The organism is Neobacillus sp. plas4 (assembly GCF_057221695.1).
This window is the reverse complement of sequence record NZ_CM170152.1, coordinates 2,768,739-2,791,635: the sequence shown is the minus strand read 5'-3', so window position 1 is coordinate 2,791,635 and position 22,897 is coordinate 2,768,739. Positions and strand designations below refer to the sequence as shown.

General features: G+C 37.6%; 20 protein-coding genes and 1 pseudogene. All 21 read right to left on the bottom strand.

Features of this window, described 5'->3' with window-relative positions; translation table 11 throughout:
* Window positions 1-31: 31 nt before the first annotated feature.
* On the bottom strand, window positions 32-832 hold the full coding sequence (locus AC2TFD_RS13905) for an SDR family NAD(P)-dependent oxidoreductase (RefSeq protein ID WP_484676033.1): 801 nt from the start codon (window positions 830-832) through the stop codon (window positions 32-34).
* A gap of 45 nt (window positions 833-877) precedes the next feature.
* Window positions 878-2,167, bottom strand: a complete 1,290-nt coding sequence (locus AC2TFD_RS13900) for a TRAP transporter large permease (RefSeq protein WP_484676032.1) — start codon at window positions 2,165-2,167, stop codon at window positions 878-880.
* Between the two features lie 22 nt (window positions 2,168-2,189).
* Complete coding sequence (locus AC2TFD_RS13895; protein ID WP_484676031.1) at window positions 2,190-2,816, bottom strand: TRAP transporter small permease; 627 nt, start codon at window positions 2,814-2,816, stop codon at window positions 2,190-2,192.
* Window positions 2,817-2,847: 31 nt separating this feature from the next.
* Complete coding sequence (locus AC2TFD_RS13890) at window positions 2,848-3,909, bottom strand: acyl-CoA dehydrogenase family protein (RefSeq protein ID WP_484676030.1); 1,062 nt, start codon at window positions 3,907-3,909, stop codon at window positions 2,848-2,850.
* A complete protein-coding gene (locus AC2TFD_RS13885) occupies window positions 3,906-5,069 on the bottom strand; it encodes an acyl-CoA dehydrogenase family protein (RefSeq protein ID WP_484676029.1) in 1,164 nt (387 codons plus the stop codon). Before AC2TFD_RS13885 ends, AC2TFD_RS13890 begins: the two co-directional genes overlap by 4 nt.
* Before the next feature lie 108 nt (window positions 5,070-5,177).
* The gene (locus AC2TFD_RS13880) at window positions 5,178-5,636 is read right to left on the bottom strand and encodes a MaoC family dehydratase (protein WP_484676028.1); all 459 of its coding nucleotides are present in this window, start codon (window positions 5,634-5,636) and stop codon (window positions 5,178-5,180) included.
* A gap of 11 nt (window positions 5,637-5,647) precedes the next feature.
* Window positions 5,648-6,559, bottom strand: a complete 912-nt coding sequence (locus AC2TFD_RS13875) for an HpcH/HpaI aldolase/citrate lyase family protein (RefSeq protein WP_484676027.1) — start codon at window positions 6,557-6,559, stop codon at window positions 5,648-5,650.
* A 119-nt stretch (window positions 6,560-6,678) separates the two neighbouring features.
* Window positions 6,679-7,764, bottom strand: a complete 1,086-nt coding sequence (locus tag AC2TFD_RS13870) for a TRAP transporter substrate-binding protein (protein ID WP_484676026.1) — start codon at window positions 7,762-7,764, stop codon at window positions 6,679-6,681.
* A gap of 89 nt (window positions 7,765-7,853) precedes the next feature.
* A complete protein-coding gene (locus AC2TFD_RS13865; protein ID WP_484676025.1) occupies window positions 7,854-8,642 on the bottom strand; it encodes an enoyl-CoA hydratase/isomerase family protein in 789 nt (262 codons plus the stop codon).
* Between the two features lie 399 nt (window positions 8,643-9,041).
* Complete coding sequence (locus AC2TFD_RS13860) at window positions 9,042-10,262, bottom strand: CaiB/BaiF CoA transferase family protein (protein ID WP_484676024.1); 1,221 nt, start codon at window positions 10,260-10,262, stop codon at window positions 9,042-9,044.
* A 287-nt stretch (window positions 10,263-10,549) separates the two neighbouring features.
* Window positions 10,550-11,332, bottom strand: a complete 783-nt coding sequence (locus AC2TFD_RS13855) for an IclR family transcriptional regulator (RefSeq protein ID WP_484676023.1) — start codon at window positions 11,330-11,332, stop codon at window positions 10,550-10,552.
* Window positions 11,333-11,425: 93 nt separating this feature from the next.
* The gene (locus tag AC2TFD_RS13850) at window positions 11,426-12,202 is read right to left on the bottom strand and encodes an enoyl-CoA hydratase/isomerase family protein (protein ID WP_484676022.1); all 777 of its coding nucleotides are present in this window, start codon (window positions 12,200-12,202) and stop codon (window positions 11,426-11,428) included.
* 431 nt (window positions 12,203-12,633) lie between these two features.
* Window positions 12,634-13,204 (bottom strand): annotated as a pseudogene (locus AC2TFD_RS13845) (IS110 family transposase); the annotation flags it as partial.
* A gap of 229 nt (window positions 13,205-13,433) precedes the next feature.
* A complete protein-coding gene (locus AC2TFD_RS13840; protein ID WP_484676021.1) occupies window positions 13,434-14,474 on the bottom strand; it encodes a plasmid pRiA4b ORF-3 family protein in 1,041 nt (346 codons plus the stop codon).
* Window positions 14,431-14,589 carry a DUF6933 domain-containing protein gene (locus tag AC2TFD_RS13835; RefSeq protein WP_484676020.1) on the bottom strand — a complete coding sequence of 53 codons (159 nt, stop codon included), beginning with the start codon at window positions 14,587-14,589 and terminating at the stop codon, window positions 14,431-14,433. Before AC2TFD_RS13835 ends, AC2TFD_RS13840 begins: the two co-directional genes overlap by 44 nt.
* 867 nt (window positions 14,590-15,456) lie before the next feature.
* Window positions 15,457-15,768, bottom strand: coding sequence for an AtuA-related protein (locus AC2TFD_RS13830; RefSeq protein ID WP_484676019.1), 312 nt, complete (start codon window positions 15,766-15,768; stop codon window positions 15,457-15,459).
* Window positions 15,749-17,086: an acyclic terpene utilization AtuA family protein gene (locus AC2TFD_RS13825; protein ID WP_484676018.1), complete on the bottom strand. Its 1,338-nt coding sequence runs from the start codon at window positions 17,084-17,086 to the stop codon at window positions 15,749-15,751. The genes AC2TFD_RS13830 and AC2TFD_RS13825 overlap by 20 nt, the downstream gene beginning before the upstream one ends.
* A gap of 10 nt (window positions 17,087-17,096) precedes the next feature.
* A complete protein-coding gene (locus AC2TFD_RS13820) occupies window positions 17,097-18,395 on the bottom strand; it encodes a CitMHS family transporter (RefSeq protein WP_484676017.1) in 1,299 nt (432 codons plus the stop codon).
* Between the two features lie 394 nt (window positions 18,396-18,789).
* Window positions 18,790-20,214 carry a sigma-54 interaction domain-containing protein gene (locus AC2TFD_RS13815; RefSeq protein ID WP_484676313.1) on the bottom strand — a complete coding sequence of 475 codons (1,425 nt, stop codon included), beginning with the start codon at window positions 20,212-20,214 and terminating at the stop codon, window positions 18,790-18,792.
* Between the two features lie 722 nt (window positions 20,215-20,936).
* Window positions 20,937-21,392, bottom strand: a complete 456-nt coding sequence (locus AC2TFD_RS13810; RefSeq protein WP_484676016.1) for an N-acetyltransferase — start codon at window positions 21,390-21,392, stop codon at window positions 20,937-20,939.
* A gap of 549 nt (window positions 21,393-21,941) precedes the next feature.
* Complete coding sequence (gene mdh, locus AC2TFD_RS13805) at window positions 21,942-22,892, bottom strand: malate dehydrogenase (protein WP_484676015.1); 951 nt, start codon at window positions 22,890-22,892, stop codon at window positions 21,942-21,944.
* Between the last annotated feature and the right edge of the window lie 5 nt (window positions 22,893-22,897).

Genomic DNA, 22,897 nt, shown 5'->3' with positions numbered 1-22,897 from the left:
TTTGAATTATCTAATATTTCTATCCAGCACTCTACCATCCTCCAAATGAAAGTCCGCCATTTACACTTATTGTTTGGCCAGTCACCTGTGCAGACAAATCAGATGCTAAAAATAAAGCGACTCTTGCGACTTCCTCGGCACTCGGTGCATCACCCCAAGGAAATCTTTTCAGTGCTTTACTGAACAAATCTTTTTCAAACCCCGGATTTTTGAACATCATATCATAGCCCGGAGTATCTGAAGTGAGCGTTAATGCCAAGCAATTCACACGAATATGCCAACGAGAGAATTCACGTGCAAGGCCTTTAGTCAATAGCATAAGTGCAGCACCAATTCCGCCATGTATGGATTCTCCTGGAGTAGGATGACGCGCTGCATCGGTACCAATAATGATGATTTTTCCATTATTTCTTTCCTGCATAATCGGAAGTACTGCATGAATCGGATTAAGTCTTGTTAAGTAGCGGGTATTAACAATGGTTGTAAAATCTTCAGGTTTTAATTTATGAAAAAGGGTCGGAGGTATTGATAAACCTCCGCTTGGAACCAAAATATCTATCGTACCAAATTGCTGGATTGCTTGTTGTACCACCTTCTCGGTTTGATCATAATTAGAACAATCCCCTTCAATAAAAACGACCTTATCGGTAAAATCTTTAATTATATTTACAGCTTCTTTCCCTTTTTCATTATTTCTTCCGTTTAAAATAACGGTGGCCCCTGACTTGGCAAACAATTCGCCAATGCGAAATCCGATGCCGCTCGTGCCGCCAATTATCAAGGCTACTTGACCATCGATTCTGTGCAAACTCAAAGTATTAATGTCATTCATAAGCCCACCATCGACCTTTCTACATGGTTTTCACTAGACCAAAGTTTACATCATCAGCCCTGGCAGCCAAGTAGATAGGAATGGGAGCATAATAAGGATTAGTAAGATTACTAAATCACAAAGTACAAACGGCATTACACCTTTGAAACCAACGGCTGTTGGAACACCCGCTGATCCGGAAGCCACAAAGACATTCATTCCAACCGGAGGAGTAACTAATCCAATCTCTGCAGTTTTTGTAACGATGATTCCAAACCATATCGGATCATATCCTAAGGAAATCATTAGCGGGAAAGTAAACGGCAATGTAAGGATTAGGATAGCGATTTGGTCGAGAAACATTCCTAATATTAAATACAAGATGATAACACTGAGAAGGACAACCCAACTTGGAATATTCGATTCGTTAATAACAGAGATAAGATTTTGAGTAACCTGTGTCGATGTAAGGTAATAGCCGAAAAACATCGCCCCGATTACGATTAGTAGAATCATTGAAGTTGATTTTAGTGTCCTATTAAGTGCTTCCATTGTGCTTTTCCAAGACAAACGACGCATTGTTAAAGCAATTAAAAACGCTGCCAATGCACCGAATGCACCTGCTTCAGTAGCGGTTACAACACCACTGTAAATCGTTACAATTACAACCATTACCAATAGAAGCATAGGCCAGATGCCTTTTAGGGATTCCACTTTTTCTTTCATCGTAGGGATAATTTCATTTCTTGGTGCTACATCTGGATGTCTTTTAACCCAAACCAATATTGTAATGATATATCCAAGTGCGGTTAGTGCACCTGGGATTATTCCTGCGATAAGCAAGGAACCTATCCCAGTCTCAGTTAAAATTCCATATAGAATAAGGACAATACTTGGAGGAATCATTATCGCCAATGTACCCGCAATACTGACCGTGCCCATTGCAAAATGAGTCTTATATCCGTAACGTTTCATTTCCGGAACGGCAGATGAAGCCAATGTTGCAGCAGAAGCTGTTGAGGATCCACAAACTGCCGCAAGTCCTGTTCCTGCAAAAACAGTCGCTATCCCCAATCCTCCCGGTAAATTTCCAAGCCATTTATTGCCGGCCCGGAACAAATCCTTGGTGATACCGCTCGCAGTCATAAATTCCGCCATCAATATGAACATTGGGATTGTAGTCAACAAAAAGTTTGCAACACTTTCATATGGTGTTGTCTGTGCAACCCCCATAAACATTTGAAGTCCACCGACCATAACCAGGCCAATTGTCCCCGATAGCAACATAGCAAAGGCAATCGGCATGCCAAATGCGAGTAAAAATAGTAGAAGAGAAATCGGTATGGCAACTGTCATTATTTATCTCACTCCTTTTTGTTTAATTTGAAATTGAATTTTCGACTGAACCCTTTTTAAAACTTTCTTGATTTTCCTGATTGATTTTCAAAGCAAGCCGGAATGCAGCTTCTTCATCTGCATAAATATCGGTATCTAATTCATTCGATTTTTGGTCTTCTATTTTGATGTTAAAAGCAATTTTTATGGTTTCAATAATCAGCCGAATTACAAATAAGAAGGAGCCAATAGGTACCCAAATAACCGAAAGCCATGTCGGCCATGCAATCAATCCTGTAGTGGTATAATTGTTAACCAATGCTTCTTCGGTTGACAAAAAGCCCTGATAGCCAATCACGAACATTAACACTGCCGCGATAAGAAGGAATATAATATTCATAACCTTATTGAATGATTGTGGCAGCCGATCCACCAGAATATCCACTTTGATATGGCCATTTACTCTCATAACATAGCTAAAACTCAGAAACACTGCCACAACCATTAAATAATTTTCTGCAAAATCGTATGCTCCGATTATTGGACTATTAAATATATAACGACATATTGCATCAGCTGATGTCACCAACATCATCACAAAGACTGCCAACTTTGAAACAAAAAGCAACGACGATTCAAAATGTTCAAAAAGTTTAATGGCTTTTTTCACTTAATCACTTCCTAATTTGATATTGTTAGTATTAAGAGGAACATACCATTGACCATAATTGTTCTGGACCAGTTTCGACGATAAGTTTACCTAATTGATGAGCCCATTCGTTTTCGCTGCCAAACTCATCACGCCATGACCAAAGTCTTCGGGTGCAAAAATGCAATGGATATTCGTCAGTAAACCCGATTGCCCCATGAACCTGATGGGCAATAGGTACTGCAATTCTAATAGCATTACCTACTCTTATTTTGGCAACCATCAATTCTTTTTCTGCATTCTCTTTGTCAAATGAATGAACGGCAAAATCTGTGGCGATGCTTGCTGCGGTAACTTCACCGGCTAAAATAGCTAATTGTTGTTGTATAGCTTGAAATTTCCCAATGGGTTTTCCAAATTGGATTCTTTCTTTGGAATAGTTAACAGATAGCTCTAAAATTCGTTCTAAAGCACCTATTGATTGAACTAAACGTGTCAGTGCTCCAAGGTTTTGAATCGTTTCTAGTGAAAATGCCACAGACTTAACATATTGATCTCCAACAATAACATCATCGAAAATAACTTCATTACGCGGCTCATTTGCTAAATTCATACCGGAATGAATGGTGCATAACTTCGAATCTACCAAAGCAATTAGCATCTGTTCATCTGTATTAGCCATGACCACTATACCTTTTACATTTTCTGCCCATGGCACATATGATGCTTTCCCTTTTAAAACCCAACCTTCCGTAGTCTTTTCGGCTGTTATTTTATCGATGTTTCTAACAGGGGCTATGGATAATGAATCTTGTGAAACTTGTAATCCGGACAATGAAAGCAGTCTGTTAGCCATTAGTGTTTCTGCAAGTGGAATTGGGGCTGAATATTTACCAGTAATTCTCAGCGCACCCATCGCATCTTCTAAATTAGCACCAATCCCGCCAGATTCTTCAGGTATACTAATCGAAGTCATTCCGACTTCAACCAATGTATCCCACAAATCACCTGCCCATATACCTTGCTCCGCTGCGAAAATAACCTCTTTTGTAGATAAATCTTCCATGATTTTTGTTACTGTTTCTAAAATGATTTCCTTTATATCAGTTGTCATCGTACTCCTAACCCCCTTGCGATAATACCTCTTAATATTTCAGTTGTCCCCCCGCGAAGTGTAAATCCTGGTGAATGCAATAGCGCTTGGGCCAGTAACACTTCAAAACGTGATAGTGAGCTAATTGAAGGTGAGGAAGAAACAAGCAAACGGGCGGTTTCAGCAATTTTGCTTTCAAATTGTGTTCCTAAATCTTTTACTAGAGAAGCTGCTATATCCGGTGTAACCCCTTTTTTCAGAAGTCCGGCCACCCCTAGTGACATTCGTCTTAATGTCGATACTTGCGCGAACAATTCTGAAATTTCCACTTTTGCTCTTTCAGAAGCTTCCTTGCCAAGAACTCTTACTAACTCGACAAATAGAGGAAATGTGCTTAGGAATCTTTCGGGACCGCTTCGCTCATATGCGAGTTCTGCCATACTTTGTTTCCATCCATTCCCAATTTCACCAAGTACCATTTCATCAGGAACGAAAACATCTTCCAGTATCACTTCATTAAAGTGATGTTCGCCAGTAATCAAACGAATGGGGCGGATCGTTACCCCTGGGTCAGACAAATTAATTACTAACTGACTCAATCCTTGGTGTCGTTCCCCAGTATCAGGCGCAGTACGTAGTAATGTAACCATGTAATGTGAACGATGTGCACCACTGGTCCAGACCTTACTACCAGTAACGTTCCATCCATTTGGAACTTTTTTTGCAGTAGTACGAACCGAGGCTAGATCTGATCCGGTATCCGGTTCACTTAAGCCAATAGCAAAATAAATTTCGCCAGCGGCCAATTTTGGCAGGAACTTTTGCCTTTGCAATTCAGTACCATACCTCAATAAAAGGGGTCCGGTCTGTCGATCCCCAATCCAGTGTGCTGCAACAGGTGCACCCGCAGCCAGCAATTCCTCGGTAACAACAAATCTTTCTAATGCTGAACGGCCATGGCCACCGTACTCCTCTGGCCATGTCATACCCAGCCAGCCTCGTTCACCTAATTTCCGGCTAAACTTAGGTGAAAATCCACCGAGCCAGCTATCACAGTGTGGAATAAACGTTCCTTGGCGTATTTCTTCGTTTATAAAACTGCGTACCTCATCCCGCAAATCTTCTGTACTCTCCGGAAGCTCAATTACCGGTAATTGTAAATCTTTAATCAAAAAGGCCACCTCCGTATAATAGAATAAATTTTTAGATTTATTGTGCAAGATTGTGTGATTAAGAGTTTCCTATCATACATTTAATAAATTAATTTAACCCTCTAACATTGTAACCTTCTAATTTTCAGGCGGCCTTTTATGCATCAACGCAATTCGCTGGCATCGCATGACAACTTCTCCACGCTGATTTGTCGCCCGATGCTCTAAAACGACAATTCCTTGTGTTGGTCTTGATTTCGACTCCCTTTTACTCTTCACCTCGGTTACAGTATGTATGGTGTCTCCGCCAAATACCGGCCGTGGGAATTCAATATTTTGAAAACCGAGATTTCCCACCGTTGTGCCAAGTGTAGTATCCTCGACGGACAGACCAACTGCCAATCCTAATGTAAACAAACTGTTAACCAGGGGCTTGCCGAACTCCGTTTTGGATGCAAATTCCGAATCTAGGTGAAGTGGTTGAGGATTCATTGTTAATGTAGAAAATAAAATGTTATCGTATTCATGGACGGTTCTGGCAGATTGATGTTCAAAAATTTGACCTACTTCCAGTTCTTCATAAAATTTTCCTCCCAAAATATCCCTCCTTAAACTTCCATACCATTTTTTAAATTCTCTGCACGTTTCAGTAGTTTCATTGCACGAGCATAATGCGGTTCGTCTACCATCGAGCCGTTAAAAGAAAATGTATTTTTGCCATTTATTCTTGCAGTTTTAAAAGCTTCTACTATTTCTCTCGCTTCTTCTATTTCCAGGTCATTTATTCCAAAATGATCATGAATAGGTTTGATCTGGTCCGGATGGATGGCAGTTTTCCCAATGTATCCCATTTCCGCTCCATCCTTTGCTTCTTTGGAAAGTCCGGCCAAGTCCTTAAAATTCGCATATACCGAATCGATAGGATCGATATTAAATGCCACCGCTGTCAACAAGACATAGGAACGAACAATATGAAACAGAGGGAGTAGTCCTCCGTTTTCATCTCGTACCTTTTTTCCACCAAGGGCGGTGATTAGGTCTTCATTCCCCCAGGTAAAACCAGTAATTCTTTTTGAAGCAGCCGCAATTTCACGAAGATATAACATGGAAGTAGGAGTTTCTCCTATGATAATTAAAAGTCCTGTAGAACCAATGGGAAAACCATATTTTTTTTCATTTTGTTCTAAAATAATATCAATTTTCTCAATTTCTTCGGGAATGCTCACTTTCGGGATGATATACGTATGTGGCTTTCCTGATATCGTTTCCTTAATATCTTGTTCTAATAAACCTGACGATAAAGGATTGACTCGCACAAGACGTTCCTTAATTCCAAAATCGTATGTTTGTAGTAAATTGTTCACTAGTTTCCTAGCTTCAGACTTCTTATGAACTGCAACTGAATCCTCTAAATCCAAAATAAGTCCATCAGCTGCCGTTTTGATAGCATGTTGAAATTTCCGCTCACTATCCCCTGGAACAAAGAGTAAAGAGCGACGTATTCCCCTATATGGGTTCAAAAATCATTCCTCCTTTTTAAAAGAATCCAAATCAATCAGATTCTGAGTTGAGCGAAAATCAAGTAAGTTATTTGGATCCTTTAAAAACAATTTAGTTTGTTTCTACACGATGCAAATCTTTACTGTTCTTTTTGAAATTCCTCATTATATTTAATAAACTTTTCTAATATCTCTGTCCCAGCTAAGCCTTTCTTGTCAAGATCTTTGGCCCACTTGTCATTAAATGGAGCTAATTCCTCGTTCCATTTAGTTAATTCCGCTTCAGGCAATTCATAAAATTCAATACCTTGTTCCTTATACTGTTCTATTAATTTCTCTTCATACTCAATAACCGCTTTTCCATACATTTCTGGCAGTTCTGTACTTGCCTTTGTGATTGCATCCTGAACATCTTTCGGCCAGCTATTCCATTTTTTCTCATTAACCACATAGGTAATTCCAAAGTTGGAGAGCAATGCATTTGTAGTAGAATACTTAGCTACTTTATCTGTCTGGTACCCTGGCCAGCTAAAAAATGAAAGTAGTGATCCATCAATGGTGCCGCGATCCCATGCAGTAAATATTTCTGTTCCTGAAATTGAGATTGGTGTTGCACCCCAAGCCTGCATCATTTCTTCCTGAATTCCACCTGAAGTACGAATTTTCAACCCTTTAAAGTCCTCAATCGTTTTCACCGGGTGCTTCGAGTTTGTGATTTGATAAGCGTTGACTGTTAGGCCAAATAATGGTAAAACCCCTTGCTTTTTGAATTCAAGGTCAGCTAAATCTTCAAGGACAAGCTTATTGTAGGCTTTTGAACCGCTTATTGCATCCTGGGCAAGTCCAGGATTTCCGGCAACTCCGCTTAATGGCATCTTATCAGAAACATAAAGCGGCCCTACATAAGCAATATCTGCAACACCTGTTTTTGCTACATCAAGCAAGCTTGCTGCTTTACCAAGCTGTTCTGCAGGATAATATTCCACCTTAACTTTTCCATTACTTAATTCTTCAATTCTATCAATCCAAGGAAGTATTCCAACTTTTGGAATTAAGTGGGAATTTGGAAACGAGTCAGCAACTTTTATGACAATTTGTTCACCTTTAGATGAATCCGAGCCTCCATTATTATTAGATGTCTGTTGGTTATTGCCACAACCAATTAATCCCATAATCAGCAAAATCCCCAAAATTAACAAGAGTGACTTTTGTTTCCACTTTTTCATCGTTTGGAATCCCCCCAAATAAATATTGGTAATTATCATTTCAAAAAACATGTAGCATAGTCATTAATCTATCACTTCTCATGAATCCATTAGTTTCCAGTAAATACAGCTTTTCTTTTTTCTATCATTGCAGCTAATGCTTCCCTGTGGTCGTCAGTATCACGAACGATAGAGAAGTGTGATGAAATAAGATCTAATGCAGTCCTCAGTTCAAGTTTTGCAGATTGATATGCAGCACGTTTTATCATGCGAATGGCGATTGTTGGAGAGTTGACTATTCTCTGGGCAAATTCCATTGTCTTTACCATTAATTCGTTAGAATCATATACCTGGTTAACAATGCCCAACTCTTTTGCTTCATTTGCTGAAATAAAATCCCCAGTCCACATTAACTCTAGTGCTTTTGCCATCCCTACCATTTTAGGCAAGTAATACGCTCCTCCATCTCCCGGAACAAGCCCGACACGTATATACCCTTCAGAAAAACGTGCATTTTCTGAAGCAAAGCGAATGTCGCACATTAGTGCCATGTCCATCCCTGCACCGACCGCTGAACCATTAACAGCGGCTATCAAAGGTTTATCCAGCTGATCTACCGTAAGTGCGATTTTATGGATATGTTCCCACAATAAGTTCTTTCTGCTAATAGATTTGGAAGCATCCATTGCATCTAACGCAGCAAGGTCCACCCCAGAACAAAAAGCTCGATCACCAGCTGCCGTTAAAACAACAGCATGAACAGAATTATCTCTCTTATATTCATCTAAAGCCTCAGCCCACTGGTAGATCATATCCATTGTAAATGCGTTCATAACACTCGGGCGATTTAATGTGATGGTTGCAATTTTTCCTCTTTTTTCAAATAAAATATCTGACATGATTGTCCTCCTATTAACAAATAAATTTATTATTCTCGATTTACGGCCTAGCCTTTGTAGCTCTTTGAGACAATCCCTCCTTTAAATTGGCATTTATCCCATCACAAAAGCATGGTAATTCTTTTGGCGGATCCTTACTGTCAATAAAGTAAAAATTCCTATTTTAGTGAACAGAAAATTCAGTCTTCTTTAGCGGCATTTTTGTAATAAATTCAGATACTACTAAATTCATACGTGATTTCGTGTTGGTTCAACTGAATGAATACTTATTTTATTTAATTTTCTATGAGGTCGAGGTTTGAGAGATATGATAAATGCACTTATGTGGACGCGTTAATGTGGGACTAATTAATTTATCACTATTGCATAGAAGTAGTTTTGGAAGTTAGTGGTAAAATCTTAATTTTTTTCGGTAATTGTTAGATTATTTTCATCTGCTGTTATTCCCTTTGTTATTAATTCTTCAATTTCGTCATGGTTATATCCCAGTTCTGAGAGAATTTGAATACTATGTTCACCCAGCCGCGGGGCAAAATACCTGTTTTTTACTTTTGATTTTGAAAAAGTTACTGGAAAATCCACATCAATAATGGATCCTTCAGTTGGATGTTCTACTTTCTTAAAAAATTCAATCGCCTTCAAGTGGGGGTCCTCTAATAAATCCTCAGGTCTATTTAAAGGCAGCGACGGAATATCAGCTTGCTCAAAAATCATTTGCCATTCCGCGGTTGTTTTTGTAGCAATGATACCTTCAAGCATTTGATAAATTTCATTGATATGTTCCGTTCTTACTTTGATATTCTTAAAACGTTCATCATCAAAGAGTTCAGTATGGCCAGTGAATTTAAAGAATGAACTCCATTGTTTATCATTATAAATCACTACACAAATGTAACCATCACTTGTTCGATAGGGTTTCCGGTACTTTGATGTTGCTCTTGGATACATTGAAGTTCCAATTGGCGGGTTAAAAGCCAGCCCATAAATATGCTCGACTAGTGAATAGGCAACCATCGTTTCAAACATAGGAACCTCAATATTTTGCCCTTCCCCAGATTTTTCACGATGATAAAGCGCTGCCAAAATCGCATTTGCTGCTACAATACCAGTTGTCTTATCCGCTAAAACAGATGCCATATATTGTGGAGTTCCCGTCATATCACCCTGTGCGGCAGCTAGTCCCGAAGCTCCCTGAATAATATCGTCATATGCTGGTTTTTCACCATAAGGTCCATCTTTGCGGAATCCATATGTACTACAATAAATGATTCTATCGTTTACCTTTGTTATCTCTTCATATGAAAGTCCAAGTTTTTCTATTGCTTGGGGACGCATGGAGTGTATAAAGACATCCGCATTTTTTGCCAATTGTAAAACCACTTCTTTACCTTCTTCAGTTTTAAGATCAAGGACTATGCTTTTTTTATTACGTGCTATTTGAAGAAAAAAGCTTGCCATTCCGTGGTTTCTTGCCGGACCTAAGTACCTGGTACTATCTCCCTTCTTGGATTCTACCTTAATCACCTCCGCACCTAAATCACCTAATGTAAAGGTACAATATGGACCCATCAGTACTGATGTTAAATCCAAAACCTTAATTCCTTTTAAAGGACCACTCAAAAGAATTCATCTCCTAGCTAATGAAATTTAGAATACGGATAAAACGCTTACATTAACTCATAAAAAAAATGCACTCATACCGTTAAACGGTATTTGAAATCGTTTAACGGTATAACTACATTTTATATTAATAGATTATTTTGAAAATTTCAAGTATTTTTGAACTTTTTTTGAACTTTTTAGAAATTGTAGTAAAACAGAACTACAAAAGCGAGTAAAACATAACATTAAGGCTCAGTTTATAGCCAATTTCCTAGCTAAAAACTGAGCCTATTGCATACATTTTATTAGTTCCCACCTAGTTTTACAGATATCAGTCTTGCATAATCTTTAACTAATTTTACATATTCAACTGTATTGTCTTCTTTCACTCTGAGTATAGGCATCGTAATGGAGAGACTGGCAATTATTTCATTTAATCGATTTGTGATAGGAGCACAGATACTGTATGCACCCAATACTCGTTCTCCCTCGCTTATAGAATACCCTTGCTCACGTATCTTTTGTAAATCTGCCTCGATTATACTTCTTTCCACAAGCGTATTTTCTGTAATTTTTTCTATTTCCATTTCATCTAACAATTGATTTCTTTTTTGTTCTGGTAAAAATGCTAACAGTACCTTTGCGGATGCACCAGCATAAAGTGGAGAATACTGACCAATATGAGTTAGGGTTAACAATTCATGCTTACCCTGAACCTGACCAATACATTTACGCTTATTCTCATGGATAATATTTAATGTGACCGACTCTCCTGTCTCATTTGACAACTTTTCCATGAATGGTTTCGCAGATGACAATAGATGTGAATTACCTTCAACTAGTTGACCCAGTATATAAAGTTCTAGACCTAATTTATATGATTTTTGCTTTTCATTTCGCTCTAAAAATCCTTCTGAATCTAGTGTTTTTAATATTCTTTGCAAGCTAGACTTTGATATCCCCAATTTGTTATGCAAATCAGCAAGAGTTAATTCTTTGTTATCAATTGTAAAGGCTTTTAATACTTGGATTGCCCGAGTTATTGTTTGCATAGAATCCTCTGTTTTTTTTAATTCTTCTGTTTTCATTCTGACCTCCTGATTAGCCATTTTGTCTCAATAAGTTCTATTCGACATAAATGCTAAAAACCCTTTTAAGATGTTAATTGGGACTTTGACCGACTAATTTCCAGTGAACTTAGGAGAACGTTTTTCTCTAAATGCATTTATTCCTTCTTTATGGTCATTTGTTGTTTTAAGAATACTTTGTGCATAGCTTTCTAACTCTAACACATCTTGAAGGTCTAAATTAGTAGATTGGTTGATTATTGACTTTGTATGAAAAAATGCTTGAATTGGTCCATTGGCTAAATCTGCAGCTATCTCTTGTGCTTTTTGATAGGCATTGCCTGAGGTCAAATTCGTAACAAAGCCCAGTTTTTCCCCTTGTTCTGCCGTAATGGCTGCACCAGACCATATCAATTGTTTGGCCTTCCAGGAACCAACAATCCGAGGAAGAAAATAATGAGCTCCCAAATCTGGAACCAACCCGATTTTTTTAAATGCTAGTAAAAACTTTGCCCCTTCTTCAGCTACAACGAGATCTGATGCTAAAGCAATGCTAAATCCAGCGCCGGCTGCATACCCATGTACCGCTGCAATAATTGGCTTTTTCATTCTTTGCATTAGGGTAATAATTTTAAGTACGATTTCCATTTTAATTTTATTTTCTAATGGAGTTGCTGGCTTTTCCATTTGTCGAATATCTCCACCTGCACAGAATGTTCTTCCCTTTCCAGCAATAATTACAACACGAATGTTTTCATCCTCTTCTACATCTAATAATGAATTAATGAATTCTTTTCTCATTTCTGGGCTTAATGCATTTAAACTTTCTGGTTCATTCAAAAAAATAGTTGCTATTACTCCGTTTTTCTCTAACAAAATATTGTTAACCAAAATTTATCACCCTTAATCTATCACAAATTTTTTAAAAATAATTTCCTTTATAATTTTTTAAATGGTTTTATTCATATTTGCCTTTATTCAAACACCCTGCCCCGTTTGCCACAACAATAGCTTGCATAGTCATTTTAGTTCTGATTTGGCACTCAATCTAGCAAATTCATTTCCCTAGTTTTAGTATATCCAGTAGCACTTACCAGTTATAATAGTCACCTTTCCTTAAGGTTCCTTCAGGTAGCATAGTTCGATTTTGTTGTAACAATAACTCATTTATGGATATACGACACCTCCTATAAAAAATTAATTAAAAATATGAAAACAACACAAATTTTATCCCTGCATAGTGCAGTCTAAATATTAACGATTATCATAATATTCAGTCAATTAAATATTAATTAAAACAATATAATTTGTCAAAGTCATCATTTGCTTTTTCCATTCATCTTACCATGAATACTGTTTTCTACATCGGAGGTGTCTACATAGCCTTGTTCAATCAATCGCTCGAGGAGCTTTATCCCTGATACCCCAAAAACATCGGTAATCACAGAGCTTAGTTTAACATTCGAACACTCCAACACTTTTTGTATTCGTTTTTTCTCTGAAGTTAAATGTCCAATCCACTTCTTACGAAGTCTCGTTAAGTCCCTTAAATTACGGATATCAACCGGTGGAACAAAGCTCTTTTCGTTTAGACCAAAAGTAATAACTTAGCTATCCACTCTCATCTGAAACATCCGTTTTTCTGCCTGGAACATTTTTAATTCTTTGTGCGTTAGCGAGTGTAATATCAAAAATGTCTTCTAAGATATTAAAAACAGGCTTCCAGTATACCCCTGTACTTTCCATTGCAATATGAGTAACTCCAAACCCTTCTAGCCACTTTAATAACTTGTAAAGATCCTTTGTTAGAATAGGAAGAGTGGCAATTTCTTGAAAATAATCCTCTTCTCGTTTTCCAGTAATCACACAATCCACAATTGTTTCTTGATGCACATCTTAATCCAGACTCCTTTTTTAAGGATTGTCGAGAAATGGGTTCCCCCGTGATTAAAGCAGTAGTTAATCGGGGGAATGACCCATTTATCTAGAAATTCGGGATCAGCCCCTCGATAACTACTATTAGCTCACCTTCATTATATAGTTAAATGCTCGGATTTCATCTAAAGAGTCCGTTAACTTGGCCTTTTTTTACTCAGAGTGATAGGTAATTTGTTCAATCAAATCACAAAAAATATGAATATCGATAACCTTTAATTACACGCTTAAGTCTATCATTAATCTTTTCTTGGCTTAAGCTTCTTTCCATTTGATTTTCTGCCCATTCTTTCATGTCCTCATGGTCTGAATGGTTTACATCAGCCATAATTCGCAGATATTCCTCATAGCCGCCTTCTCCTCCTACATCTTCAGGAGGTCTCTTTCCAATTCCTTCAACAAATGTTGCACGAAACTCATTTGATTTTATGACGTTTTCCAATGTTAACGTATGTGCCCAGGAATCTCCAAAATCGTATTCATATAGTACTTCACCATAGGTTGGAAAAATTTCTTCAAGGGCAACAAATCGCTCCTGACGAATCTCAAATGCATCAACATCCAAATATTCCATCGTTTCAGGGTCGTCATCCATCAATATTATAAGGTCCTTACTTTCCGCTCTTTCCACAACAAATTCATGTAAATGAGAGTTGTGCCAATCAAAAACGGCTTGAATAATATTATGTAAATGTCTAAAGGAATAAGTGGAAGGCACTAAAACCCTTCGCCAAATTTCATGCCTCTCTAGATTGATTTTTATATTCAGTTGATACAGGTCGATTTCAAGAACATCTTCCACAGCTTCATGATCTTCCTGACCAAAAATATGGCTTAGGCATTTGAGCATTTTTTCAATCGGATAAAACCCTGGATCATTTCCAGACAATTGAATAAAGTTGCCTGTTATCATGCTAATATATCGTGGAATTCTTGTCTTTTCATCTAAATATTCTTGCATGAACTTAATTTCACGCACCGCATTATTCATCTTTGCTACCAAGCTTTTACTTGCAGTTTTCGAAAATGTAATGTCACCCGCTTTTTCCATATATGCTTCTATGACTTCTTTACGGACACCTTCCATTCGTAAAGCCGTAATGATTGCCTCCCGAATTAATTCATTTATTTTGGAAAGATCCTTTTTACTTGGTCTATAGATACCAATCGAATACCTTGTTTCATTATTCATCAAAACAATCGCTTTTTTTTCTATCAATACTGACAAAATTAGCATGCCATGAAGCTATTAGGGAACTGCTCATGCCCTTCAGGAGAATGCAGCTCACTATTCTCTTTATTCCAAGCTGATCTAGCAAGGATTTCGTACATTGGATTAACATTTATTTCACCCTCTTATTTTCACAGAAATTACTGTGGATAAATATACTCGTGCCAGTTTACTCAAATTGAATCACAAAATAGAAATCCGATTATTCGGTGTTTAAACACTACCAGTAAAATAATAAATGGGTTCATTAAATTAGTGATCTTTGTTGTAATCTGGATCCGAGTGATCGCTTGCTATATCATTTTAGTTTATAAGATGAAATCTCTTTTAGTGGGTTTTCATTTTTTTTCTTCTAAAATATCAAAATTATACTTGCCTGATTTCTTCTTAAGAAGCTGATGCCTTTTTGGCGGATCCAGATATAAGAGGAGGGGACTAGCTCACTGCCGGCACTTCTAAAGTAACGAGATTGGCTGAGTAAATCGAACTTCCCATTTCTACTTTTGAGGACATTTTTAGGGCGAAACGTCAAAAACGCCTTTAAAAAAGATTTTTGAAGGCGTTCTTTGCATTTTGGATGGATTTTCAACTGAATTTGTTTAAATTGCTCCTATTGAATCTTGAAATGCATCAAAATCCAATATTCCATCGTCTCGGGGTGGTATCCATTAGAGAAAGCGCCTGTCACTTGTCGAAAAATGTAACATTCGAGAAGAGACCGGCGCCATATTTTATAGAAATACTTAAAATGTTTGTTTTGACAAATCTAGTATGTTTTTGATTGATCTCAATTGTCAAATGAAAAGTGGCAGTCACCATCCAATTTTATGGATAGTGACTGCCACTTTTCCCCCTTTACTTAAGATTATAGTGGTTATTCTAGTGTATTCTAAATTCTTACACCCAGTGTTGAAGAACTTAGTTTTACTTTTTGCTCCAAAAATATGAATTTTGTTATTTTGGGTACCCGCTTTAGAATCTATAATTCTATTTCCATCTCCAATAAAGCATAACTTAAGCTTTTCCCATGAGTATCCGCGCTTAATGAAGTCGTTACTCCTCCCAGTAAAGCCTGATGACATACGAATTGTAGTGCAGCTATATTTGGAACCTCATAACGAATTACATTTCCTTCAACAATTTCCTTTAAATGCTCTTTCACTTTTTCGGCGGTAACTTTTTCACACAGTACTTGATAATCTTGTTCATTGTAAGGTATTAGCGATAGCATTAATGTATTTCCTTTGTCCCCCGCACGGCTGTGAGCTACTTCATACAATTTTTTCTTCATTCTTTCCACTCTCCCTAATAACAACAGACGTATTTATTTTGTCACGTGAGATTAAAGTAGACACAATGCCAATTACCTCATTTGTATACTTACGGGCTCCTCCTCCCCCTGCAGGTCCATTCGTATAGAGTGCTTCCACTTCTTCCCCGATTTTTGCCGCATTCTCTATCGTTTGAGCTTTCCCAGCTACTCTTAGTCTTATCTCATAAGGAACTTCATTTTGACTAAACGATGTTCGATGAACCGAGGTACTTCCTATGTAATCAATTCGAAGATCAGAAAAATCATCCTTTAGTCTTTCATACATAACCTCACCGGCCAGTTTTGCTCTGCCCAACGCATTCATTCCAGCATAAGAAATTTCACCCTCGCCGATGTATCCGGCATGGTAACCTACACTAACCTTTAGAGTGTCAGGTTTCTCTTTACCAGTACAACCAGAAACTTCAATGGTATCAGGTCCTATCTCTCTCAAACGGACCGTTGTAAAATCTGCAATTACATCCGGTGTTATATATTCATTCGGATTTGTTACTTCATAAAGAAGTTGCTCTTTAGCAGTCGCTAACGAGATGATTCCCCCCGTTCCCTGTACTTTACTGATGGTCGCAGTTCCATCACAATCAACATTGGCATATGGAAAACCTAAATAAGCAAAGTGTGGAACGTCTTTTTTACCAGGGTCTGCAAAATATCCTCCACAAATTTGACTGCCACATTCTAACAAGTGACCCACTACTGTCCCTTGTGCAATCCGATTTGCATCATCCGAAGACCAACCATAATGGTGTATCATCGGTGCGACAAATAAAGAAGGGTCGGCAACTCGTCCCGTGATGATGACATCTGCACCTGATTCTAAAGCAGGCAATATCGCCTTAACACCTAGGTAAGCGTTTGCCGAAATGAGCGGTCCAAAAGAAGATAATGGTTTATCGACTTCTAGTGCGTTTTCCTCGAGATTAATAGAGTGGAAGACATCATCTCCTGTGACTGCCGCCACTTTGACTGAAACTCCGAGTTTTCTTGCCAATTCTACAATCTTTTCTGCTGCCCCAATAGGATTGGCTGCCCCCATATTTGTTATAAGACGAACTTTATTTTTACTGATGACAGGCAAAAGGAGCTCCATTCTCTTTTCTAATAAGGGATCATACCCCAACGAAGGATTTTGAAGTTTCCGTTTTTGTGCCAAAGCAATGGTTCGTTCAGCTAGACATTCCAATACTAGATAATCTAGCTGTCCGTGTTCTGCTAAAACAACTGCCGGTTCCAATCGATCTCCTGAAAATCCTGCTCCAGAACCGATTCTTATCATATTTATCACCTCAGATAGATATAGCTCCTGTTACTAGAGCAATTATTGTCATTACGATGGTTGTTGCAAAAGCCCACTTAAATATAAAACGTTGATGCTCTCCTAAATTCACGCCTGATAATCCAACAAGAATAAAAGTGGACGCAGTTAGAGGGCTTAATGGAAATCCTGTTGTCATTTGGCCAAGTATCGCTGCCCGTCCAATTTCAATAGGGTCAATTCCAAAACTAATTGCCGCTTCACTAATGACTGGAAGAACACCAAAATAATAAGCATCTGGAGTAAATACAAGACTGAGAGGCATACTCGTAATCGCTACAATTAACGGTAAAAACCCTGCAATTTGTTCAGGTATAACGGAAACCATCGACGATGCCATTGCATCAATCATTTTCGTTCCTGTAAAGATACCGGTGAAAATACCTGCAGCAAAAATCATTGTTGAAACCATTACAACACTACTTGCATGGCTAGACAGTCGTTCCTGCTGTTCTTCAAACTTTGGGTAATTTACTAGTAATGCAATAACAAATGCAACAATAAATAGGACAGGCATCGGTAGCCATGCCATTACCAAAGCAACAAGTAATAAAATGGTTAACATTAAATTGAACCAAAATAGTTGTGGTTTCCTGCCTTCAATTGCAGCCGCATGTTCAGACATAAAATCATCATAATTGCCCTTTGTATCACTAACTCCCAGCCTCGCACGCTCTTTTTTTCCAAGCCAATATGCTGAAAACAAAACCCATACTATTCCGCCGATCATGGCAGGTAGGACAGGATTGAATAAGTTTGCAGAATCTGTATTTAGCATTGACATTGCTCGTGCCGTAGGACCACCCCATGGTGCAATATTCATAACACCTGCCCCTAACGCGACGACACCAGATAATATAAGGGGATTCATATTTAGCCTCTTATAAAGGGGAAGAAATGCTGAAATCGTTATCATAAATGTAGATGCACCATCGCCATCCAAGGCAACAAGCATGGTAACAATGGCTGTACCTATGACAATCTTCAGTGGATCTCCTTTAACAATCCGAATCATTCGAGAAATAATTGGATCAAAAAGTCCTGCATCCATCATTAGTCCAAAATACAAAACAGCAAACGCTACCATAATTCCCGTAGGTGCAACTTTTTGAATTCCTTCCAGCATCATAGGCCCAAGCTCGGCACCAAATCCACTAATCAGACCAAAAACAATCGGTACAAGTACAAGAGCTATAATGACAGACATCCGCTTCGTCATGATTAAGAAAAGAAATGTCCCAATCGTTAGAAAGCCTACTAAAGCTAACATCAAATTCCCCCAATTTCCTTTTGATTTCTGACCTATCCCATTGTCCAAATCTCCTGCTCAAAAATAAACCTTCCACTCATACCCCCTTTTCAAAAACAATTAAGCTACTTATCTTTAATACATGCAATTAGCGTGCCAAAAATGTAATCTTATCTTTTAATGTGACATCATCTATTCAAAATCCCCTTATTTTTACGGGTTTTACTTAATAGGTAAAAAAAAATATAAAGAGAGAGCGCTTTTAAATCAGACGCTCTCTTACCTTGATATCTTATCGAAATTTCTAAATTTTTAGAAAAAAATATTAATAACTAATTTAACTTGTTATCCACTTTTATAGTACTATTCATGTTTTCTAATATTTTAGAATTAGAATGAATAAAATTCTAAAACCTTAGAAATCTATCTTATAACGATTGAGTTTGTTGTATAAGGTAGCGAGTGAAATCCCTAACGACTTTGCTGCCTTTTTCTTTTCTTCCATGTCGCTACCAAACCTCTTTAATGTTTCGATAATAAAATTTCTTTCTGTTTCCTCCATTGCTTCTTTTAATGATTTTATAGTCGAACTATCCTTTGATTCATACATGTTGAATTGCTCTTTTGTAATACGTTCAGGCAGATGTTCAATTCTTATCTCCGTTCCCTCTGCCATACAGGAGGCATAATCAATAACATTTTTTAATTCGCGTACATTCCCCGGCCATTCATACTGTTCCAAGAAATTCATGGTTTCTCTGCTAATGGTATACTCATTTGGGGAGTTTTCGATTGAAAAGTTCACTTGGGATGAACGAAGCATCGAATAGATAAGGTCAGAAATATCTTCCTTACGCTCCCGTAAAGGTGGTATTTGGAGAGTGATAACATTTAGTCTGTAGAATAAGTCTTCTCTGAAGTGAGTCTTTTTGACCAACTGTTGCAAGTCACGATGGGTTGCAGCAATAATCCTTACATCTATGCTCCTTTCATTTGTTTCTCCCACTCTACGAATTTTTCTTTCTTGCAATACCCTCAACAGTTTTGCCTGTAGATCATAGGACATATCACCTATTTCATCGAGAAAAATAGTTCCGTTATTCGCCATCTCAAATAGACCGATTTTACCGCCCTTTTTAGCATTGGTGAAGGCCCCGTCCCCATAGCCAAATAGCTCGCTTTCTAAAAGAGCCGATGGTATCGCAGCACAATTAACAGGGATAAAAGGTTGATTTTTCCTGCTGCTTTCATTATGAATAGCTTGAGCAAATAACTCCTTTCCAGTACCACTTTCACCTGTAATGAGGATAGGCAAAATCGCATTCGCTACCCTTTCTGCCACATAAACTGCTTCTTTTAGACCACCATTTCTTCCAATAATTTGGTTAAGTGTGTACTTAGCTTGATAAATAGAATCTATTTTATTTTTTAGCTGATTTAATTTTTCTCCTTTTTGCTTTAACTCTAGGGAAAGTTTATGAACTTCAGTCAGACTTTTGCAGACAGATACTGCCCCAATGACTTTATCGTTTATAATAATTGGCGCCATATCAACAATATATTCCCGTTTATCAGTTTTTCGATAAACTCCCACCCTGTACTTTCTATCTATTAATATCTCAGGTAGCTGAGCACCTGGTCTATATTCTCTCAACTTTTTTCCAATAATATCAGGGGTCACACCTGTAATTTGTGTATACTCAGGATTGATAAGTCTTACAAAACCCTCATGATCGATGACTAGAACTCCATCATTAATAGAATGGACAATGGCCTTCCACCAGTCTATCTGTTTTTCCAAAGGAAATTCTGTATATTGACTCTTAATTCTTTCAAGCATAAGTTTCACTTCCATTCTCCATCTATTTGCCAATACATCTCTTTAAACAAAATAAAGTGCCAGGCACCACCCAGTTTTTCCTAGATGTAATTGTGAGCTCTTTATCGCTCCCTTAAAGCTTGTACCTTAACTCATCCATCAATTTAAGAAGTAGTTATTTTAATAAATTCCTCTAAATGAGAAAAAATGATAAAACTCACACATACGAAACAAATCTAAATAAATCCACTATTTTAGAACAGCTCCTCTATGTATTCTCAAAATACTCCTTTTTATTCATTCTCCACCATAATGATTTTTTCCTTTTCCAAAAAGTTATGAAAATGACAGCCGCTAAAATCATCTTCGTTGTGACTGACTGTAACACCAAAAAAAAGACTAGTTAAGGTTTTAATCCAAATTTATGATGTAGTTCTTTCATGTGCTTTTGGTAGTAGCTATCATTTACAAAAACTATTACTTCTTCGAAGAATCTCGGAAACTACTGGTTGGAAAGGCGGCGAATTCGCGATGTCGTATGACTATGATGGGAAACCAAAGAAGCATTGCTAGGGATTCTAAATAGAGTGCTTAAATATACCCGATATAAGTGCCAGTACATCTAAGGTACCGTCTTAAAAGATTTGTTGGTCAACGGCTGTTCCGAACTGGCGGTGGATGGCCTTTGTGATTATGTGCAGCCCACTTTCTTTAAGCCGTAATGGTAAAGGATTTGTAAAAATTTATACTATATACCTGATCATTGCAATTTCATCACAGCAAGTATTCTTGGGGCAATTATTACAATCAATCCATACTTTTTCAGGCAAGGTAGCCTTTGAAACAATCTCAAAATTACATTTTTTAAAGAACTCCGTTTCGTATGTTAAAGATATTAATCTTTTAATTTCAAGTCGTGAGGCTTCATTAATTATGTGATTAACTAATTTACGACCTATGCCTTTACCAAATTGATTTGGAGCTACCACTAATGAACGTACCTCTGCTAGGTCATGACCTAAAATATGCAATCCGGCAACACCAAGTATTTTATTATCCTCTTTCATTACATACATACATTGTAAATGTTGATATAGTGATAAATATGAGCGAGGCAAAACTACTCCTTGTTCAGCGTAGCTTTGGATTAAGTCGTAAATACCATTAACATCACTGGCAACTGCATGATAAATATCCATATTTTTTCCCCTTCAAATTTTTAAAATTATAATAAAAATACAACAATATGAATTTTCATGCAACACTTTTTTTATCACTGTAAATGAGAAGTCTGGTTTTCAAATATTTAACCACCTCGATTATGAAGAATTACATATTCTAAACCGCCGATTTTAGAAGGCTATAATCTATTAAGCTGTGCATTTATTTTTATTGGATCCTTATAGATAAATAGCCGCGCTTAGCTGTATTGTATTGCAATTTAATATACCGCTTTTTAGAATGTGACTACATAGTCCGCCTTCTCCTCCTACATCTTCAGGAGGTCTCTCTCCGATTCCTTCAACTGGCAGTCTGTCCACCAGTAAAGTCGTTTTTTCTAAGGCGTTTTTTTTTTGAATGGATTTTCAATTGAATTTGTTTAAATTGCTCATGACGAATTTCAAATGCAACTTAAAATTGATACCTTAATAATAAAATTAAAAAAGGTAGAAGCTCTCAATAATATGAGCTTTCTACCTTTTAGTTACTTTTTCAGTGGTCCCCAAAATTAAGGACATCCTTTTTAGTTAAGCTTTTGCTGTTTCTAATATGTTCATTACATTTTTAACCGATTGGGCGGACTGGTTGAGTGCCGCTTTTTCATCATCGGTTAATGGTATTTCGATGATACTTTCGATTCCGTTTCCACCTAGTATTGTAGGGACGCCTAGGTAAATATCGTTGTATCCATATTCCCCTTCAAGATAGGCAATGGATGGAAGAATCCGTTTTTTATCCTTCAAAATTGCTTCTGCCATTTGGACCATGGAAGCTGCTGGAGCATAATAGGCGCTGCCTTGTCCAAGCAGGTTCACGATTTCACCACCGCCTTTACGTGTTCGCTCCACAATCGCTTCAATTCTATCTGGTGGAAGAATTTTTTCTAGCGGGATTCCGCCGGCATAGGAATAACGTACTAATGGGACCATATCATCGCCATGGCCACCCAGGACAAAACCGGAAATATCTTCAACAGAAACATTTAATTCCTGCGCAACAAAAGTATTAAAGCGTGCTGTATCTAATACACCGGATTGACCAATGACGCGGTTTTTCGGAAAGCCAGTCGTTTTAAAACATACATATGTCATGGCATCGACTGGATTACTTAGGACAATGATGTAGCTGTTTGGGGCATATTTTTTAACATTCTCCGAAACATCTTTAATAATCTTTTCATTTGTTGCAACTAAATCATCGCGGCTCATCCCTGGCTTTCTTGGAAGTCCAGCAGTAATTAACACAACATCTGCATTTTGAATATCTTCATAGTTGGAAGTTCCAGTAATTTTTGAATTAAAGCCTTGAACTGGTCCAGCTTCTAGCATATCGAGTGCTTTCCCTTTTGTCGGATTGCATTGTGCAGGGATGTCAACTAATACAACATCTCCCAGCTCTTTTTGTGCCAGCATAAAAGCAGCGGTTGCACCTGTGAATCCAGCTCCGATAACCGCTATTTTTCTTCGTGTAAAGGCCATGTTTC

What these genes read in the sequence shown, in the direction of transcription:
- AC2TFD_RS13905 (WP_484676033.1), bottom strand. Translation starts at nt 832, where the DNA reads ATGAATGACATTAATACTTTGAGTTTGCACAGAATCGATGGTCAAGTA.
- AC2TFD_RS13900 (WP_484676032.1), bottom strand. Translation starts at nt 2,167, where the DNA reads ATGACAGTTGCCATACCGATTTCTCTTCTACTATTTTTACTCGCATTT.
- AC2TFD_RS13890 (WP_484676030.1), bottom strand. Translation starts at nt 3,909, where the DNA reads ATGACAACTGATATAAAGGAAATCATTTTAGAAACAGTAACAAAAATC.
- AC2TFD_RS13870 (WP_484676026.1), bottom strand. Translation starts at nt 7,764, where the DNA reads ATGAAAAAGTGGAAACAAAAGTCACTCTTGTTAATTTTGGGGATTTTG.
- AC2TFD_RS13865 (WP_484676025.1), bottom strand. Translation starts at nt 8,642, where the DNA reads ATGTCAGATATTTTATTTGAAAAAAGAGGAAAAATTGCAACCATCACA.
- AC2TFD_RS13855 (WP_484676023.1), bottom strand. Translation starts at nt 11,332, where the DNA reads ATGAAAACAGAAGAATTAAAAAAAACAGAGGATTCTATGCAAACAATA.
- AC2TFD_RS13835 (WP_484676020.1), bottom strand. Translation starts at nt 14,589, where the DNA reads ATGTTAATCCAATGTACGAAATCCTTGCTAGATCAGCTTGGAATAAAG.
- AC2TFD_RS13830 (WP_484676019.1), bottom strand. Translation starts at nt 15,768, where the DNA reads ATGAAGAAAAAATTGTATGAAGTAGCTCACAGCCGTGCGGGGGACAAA.
- AC2TFD_RS13825 (WP_484676018.1), bottom strand. Translation starts at nt 17,086, where the DNA reads ATGATAAGAATCGGTTCTGGAGCAGGATTTTCAGGAGATCGATTGGAA.
- AC2TFD_RS13820 (WP_484676017.1), bottom strand. Translation starts at nt 18,395, where the DNA reads ATGTTAGCTTTAGTAGGCTTTCTAACGATTGGGACATTTCTTTTCTTA.
- AC2TFD_RS13815 (WP_484676313.1), bottom strand. Translation starts at nt 20,214, where the DNA reads ATGCTTGAAAGAATTAAGAGTCAATATACAGAATTTCCTTTGGAAAAA.
- AC2TFD_RS13810 (WP_484676016.1), bottom strand. Translation starts at nt 21,392, where the DNA reads ATGGATATTTATCATGCAGTTGCCAGTGATGTTAATGGTATTTACGAC.
- mdh (WP_484676015.1), bottom strand. Translation starts at nt 22,892, where the DNA reads ATGGCCTTTACACGAAGAAAAATAGCGGTTATCGGAGCTGGATTCACA.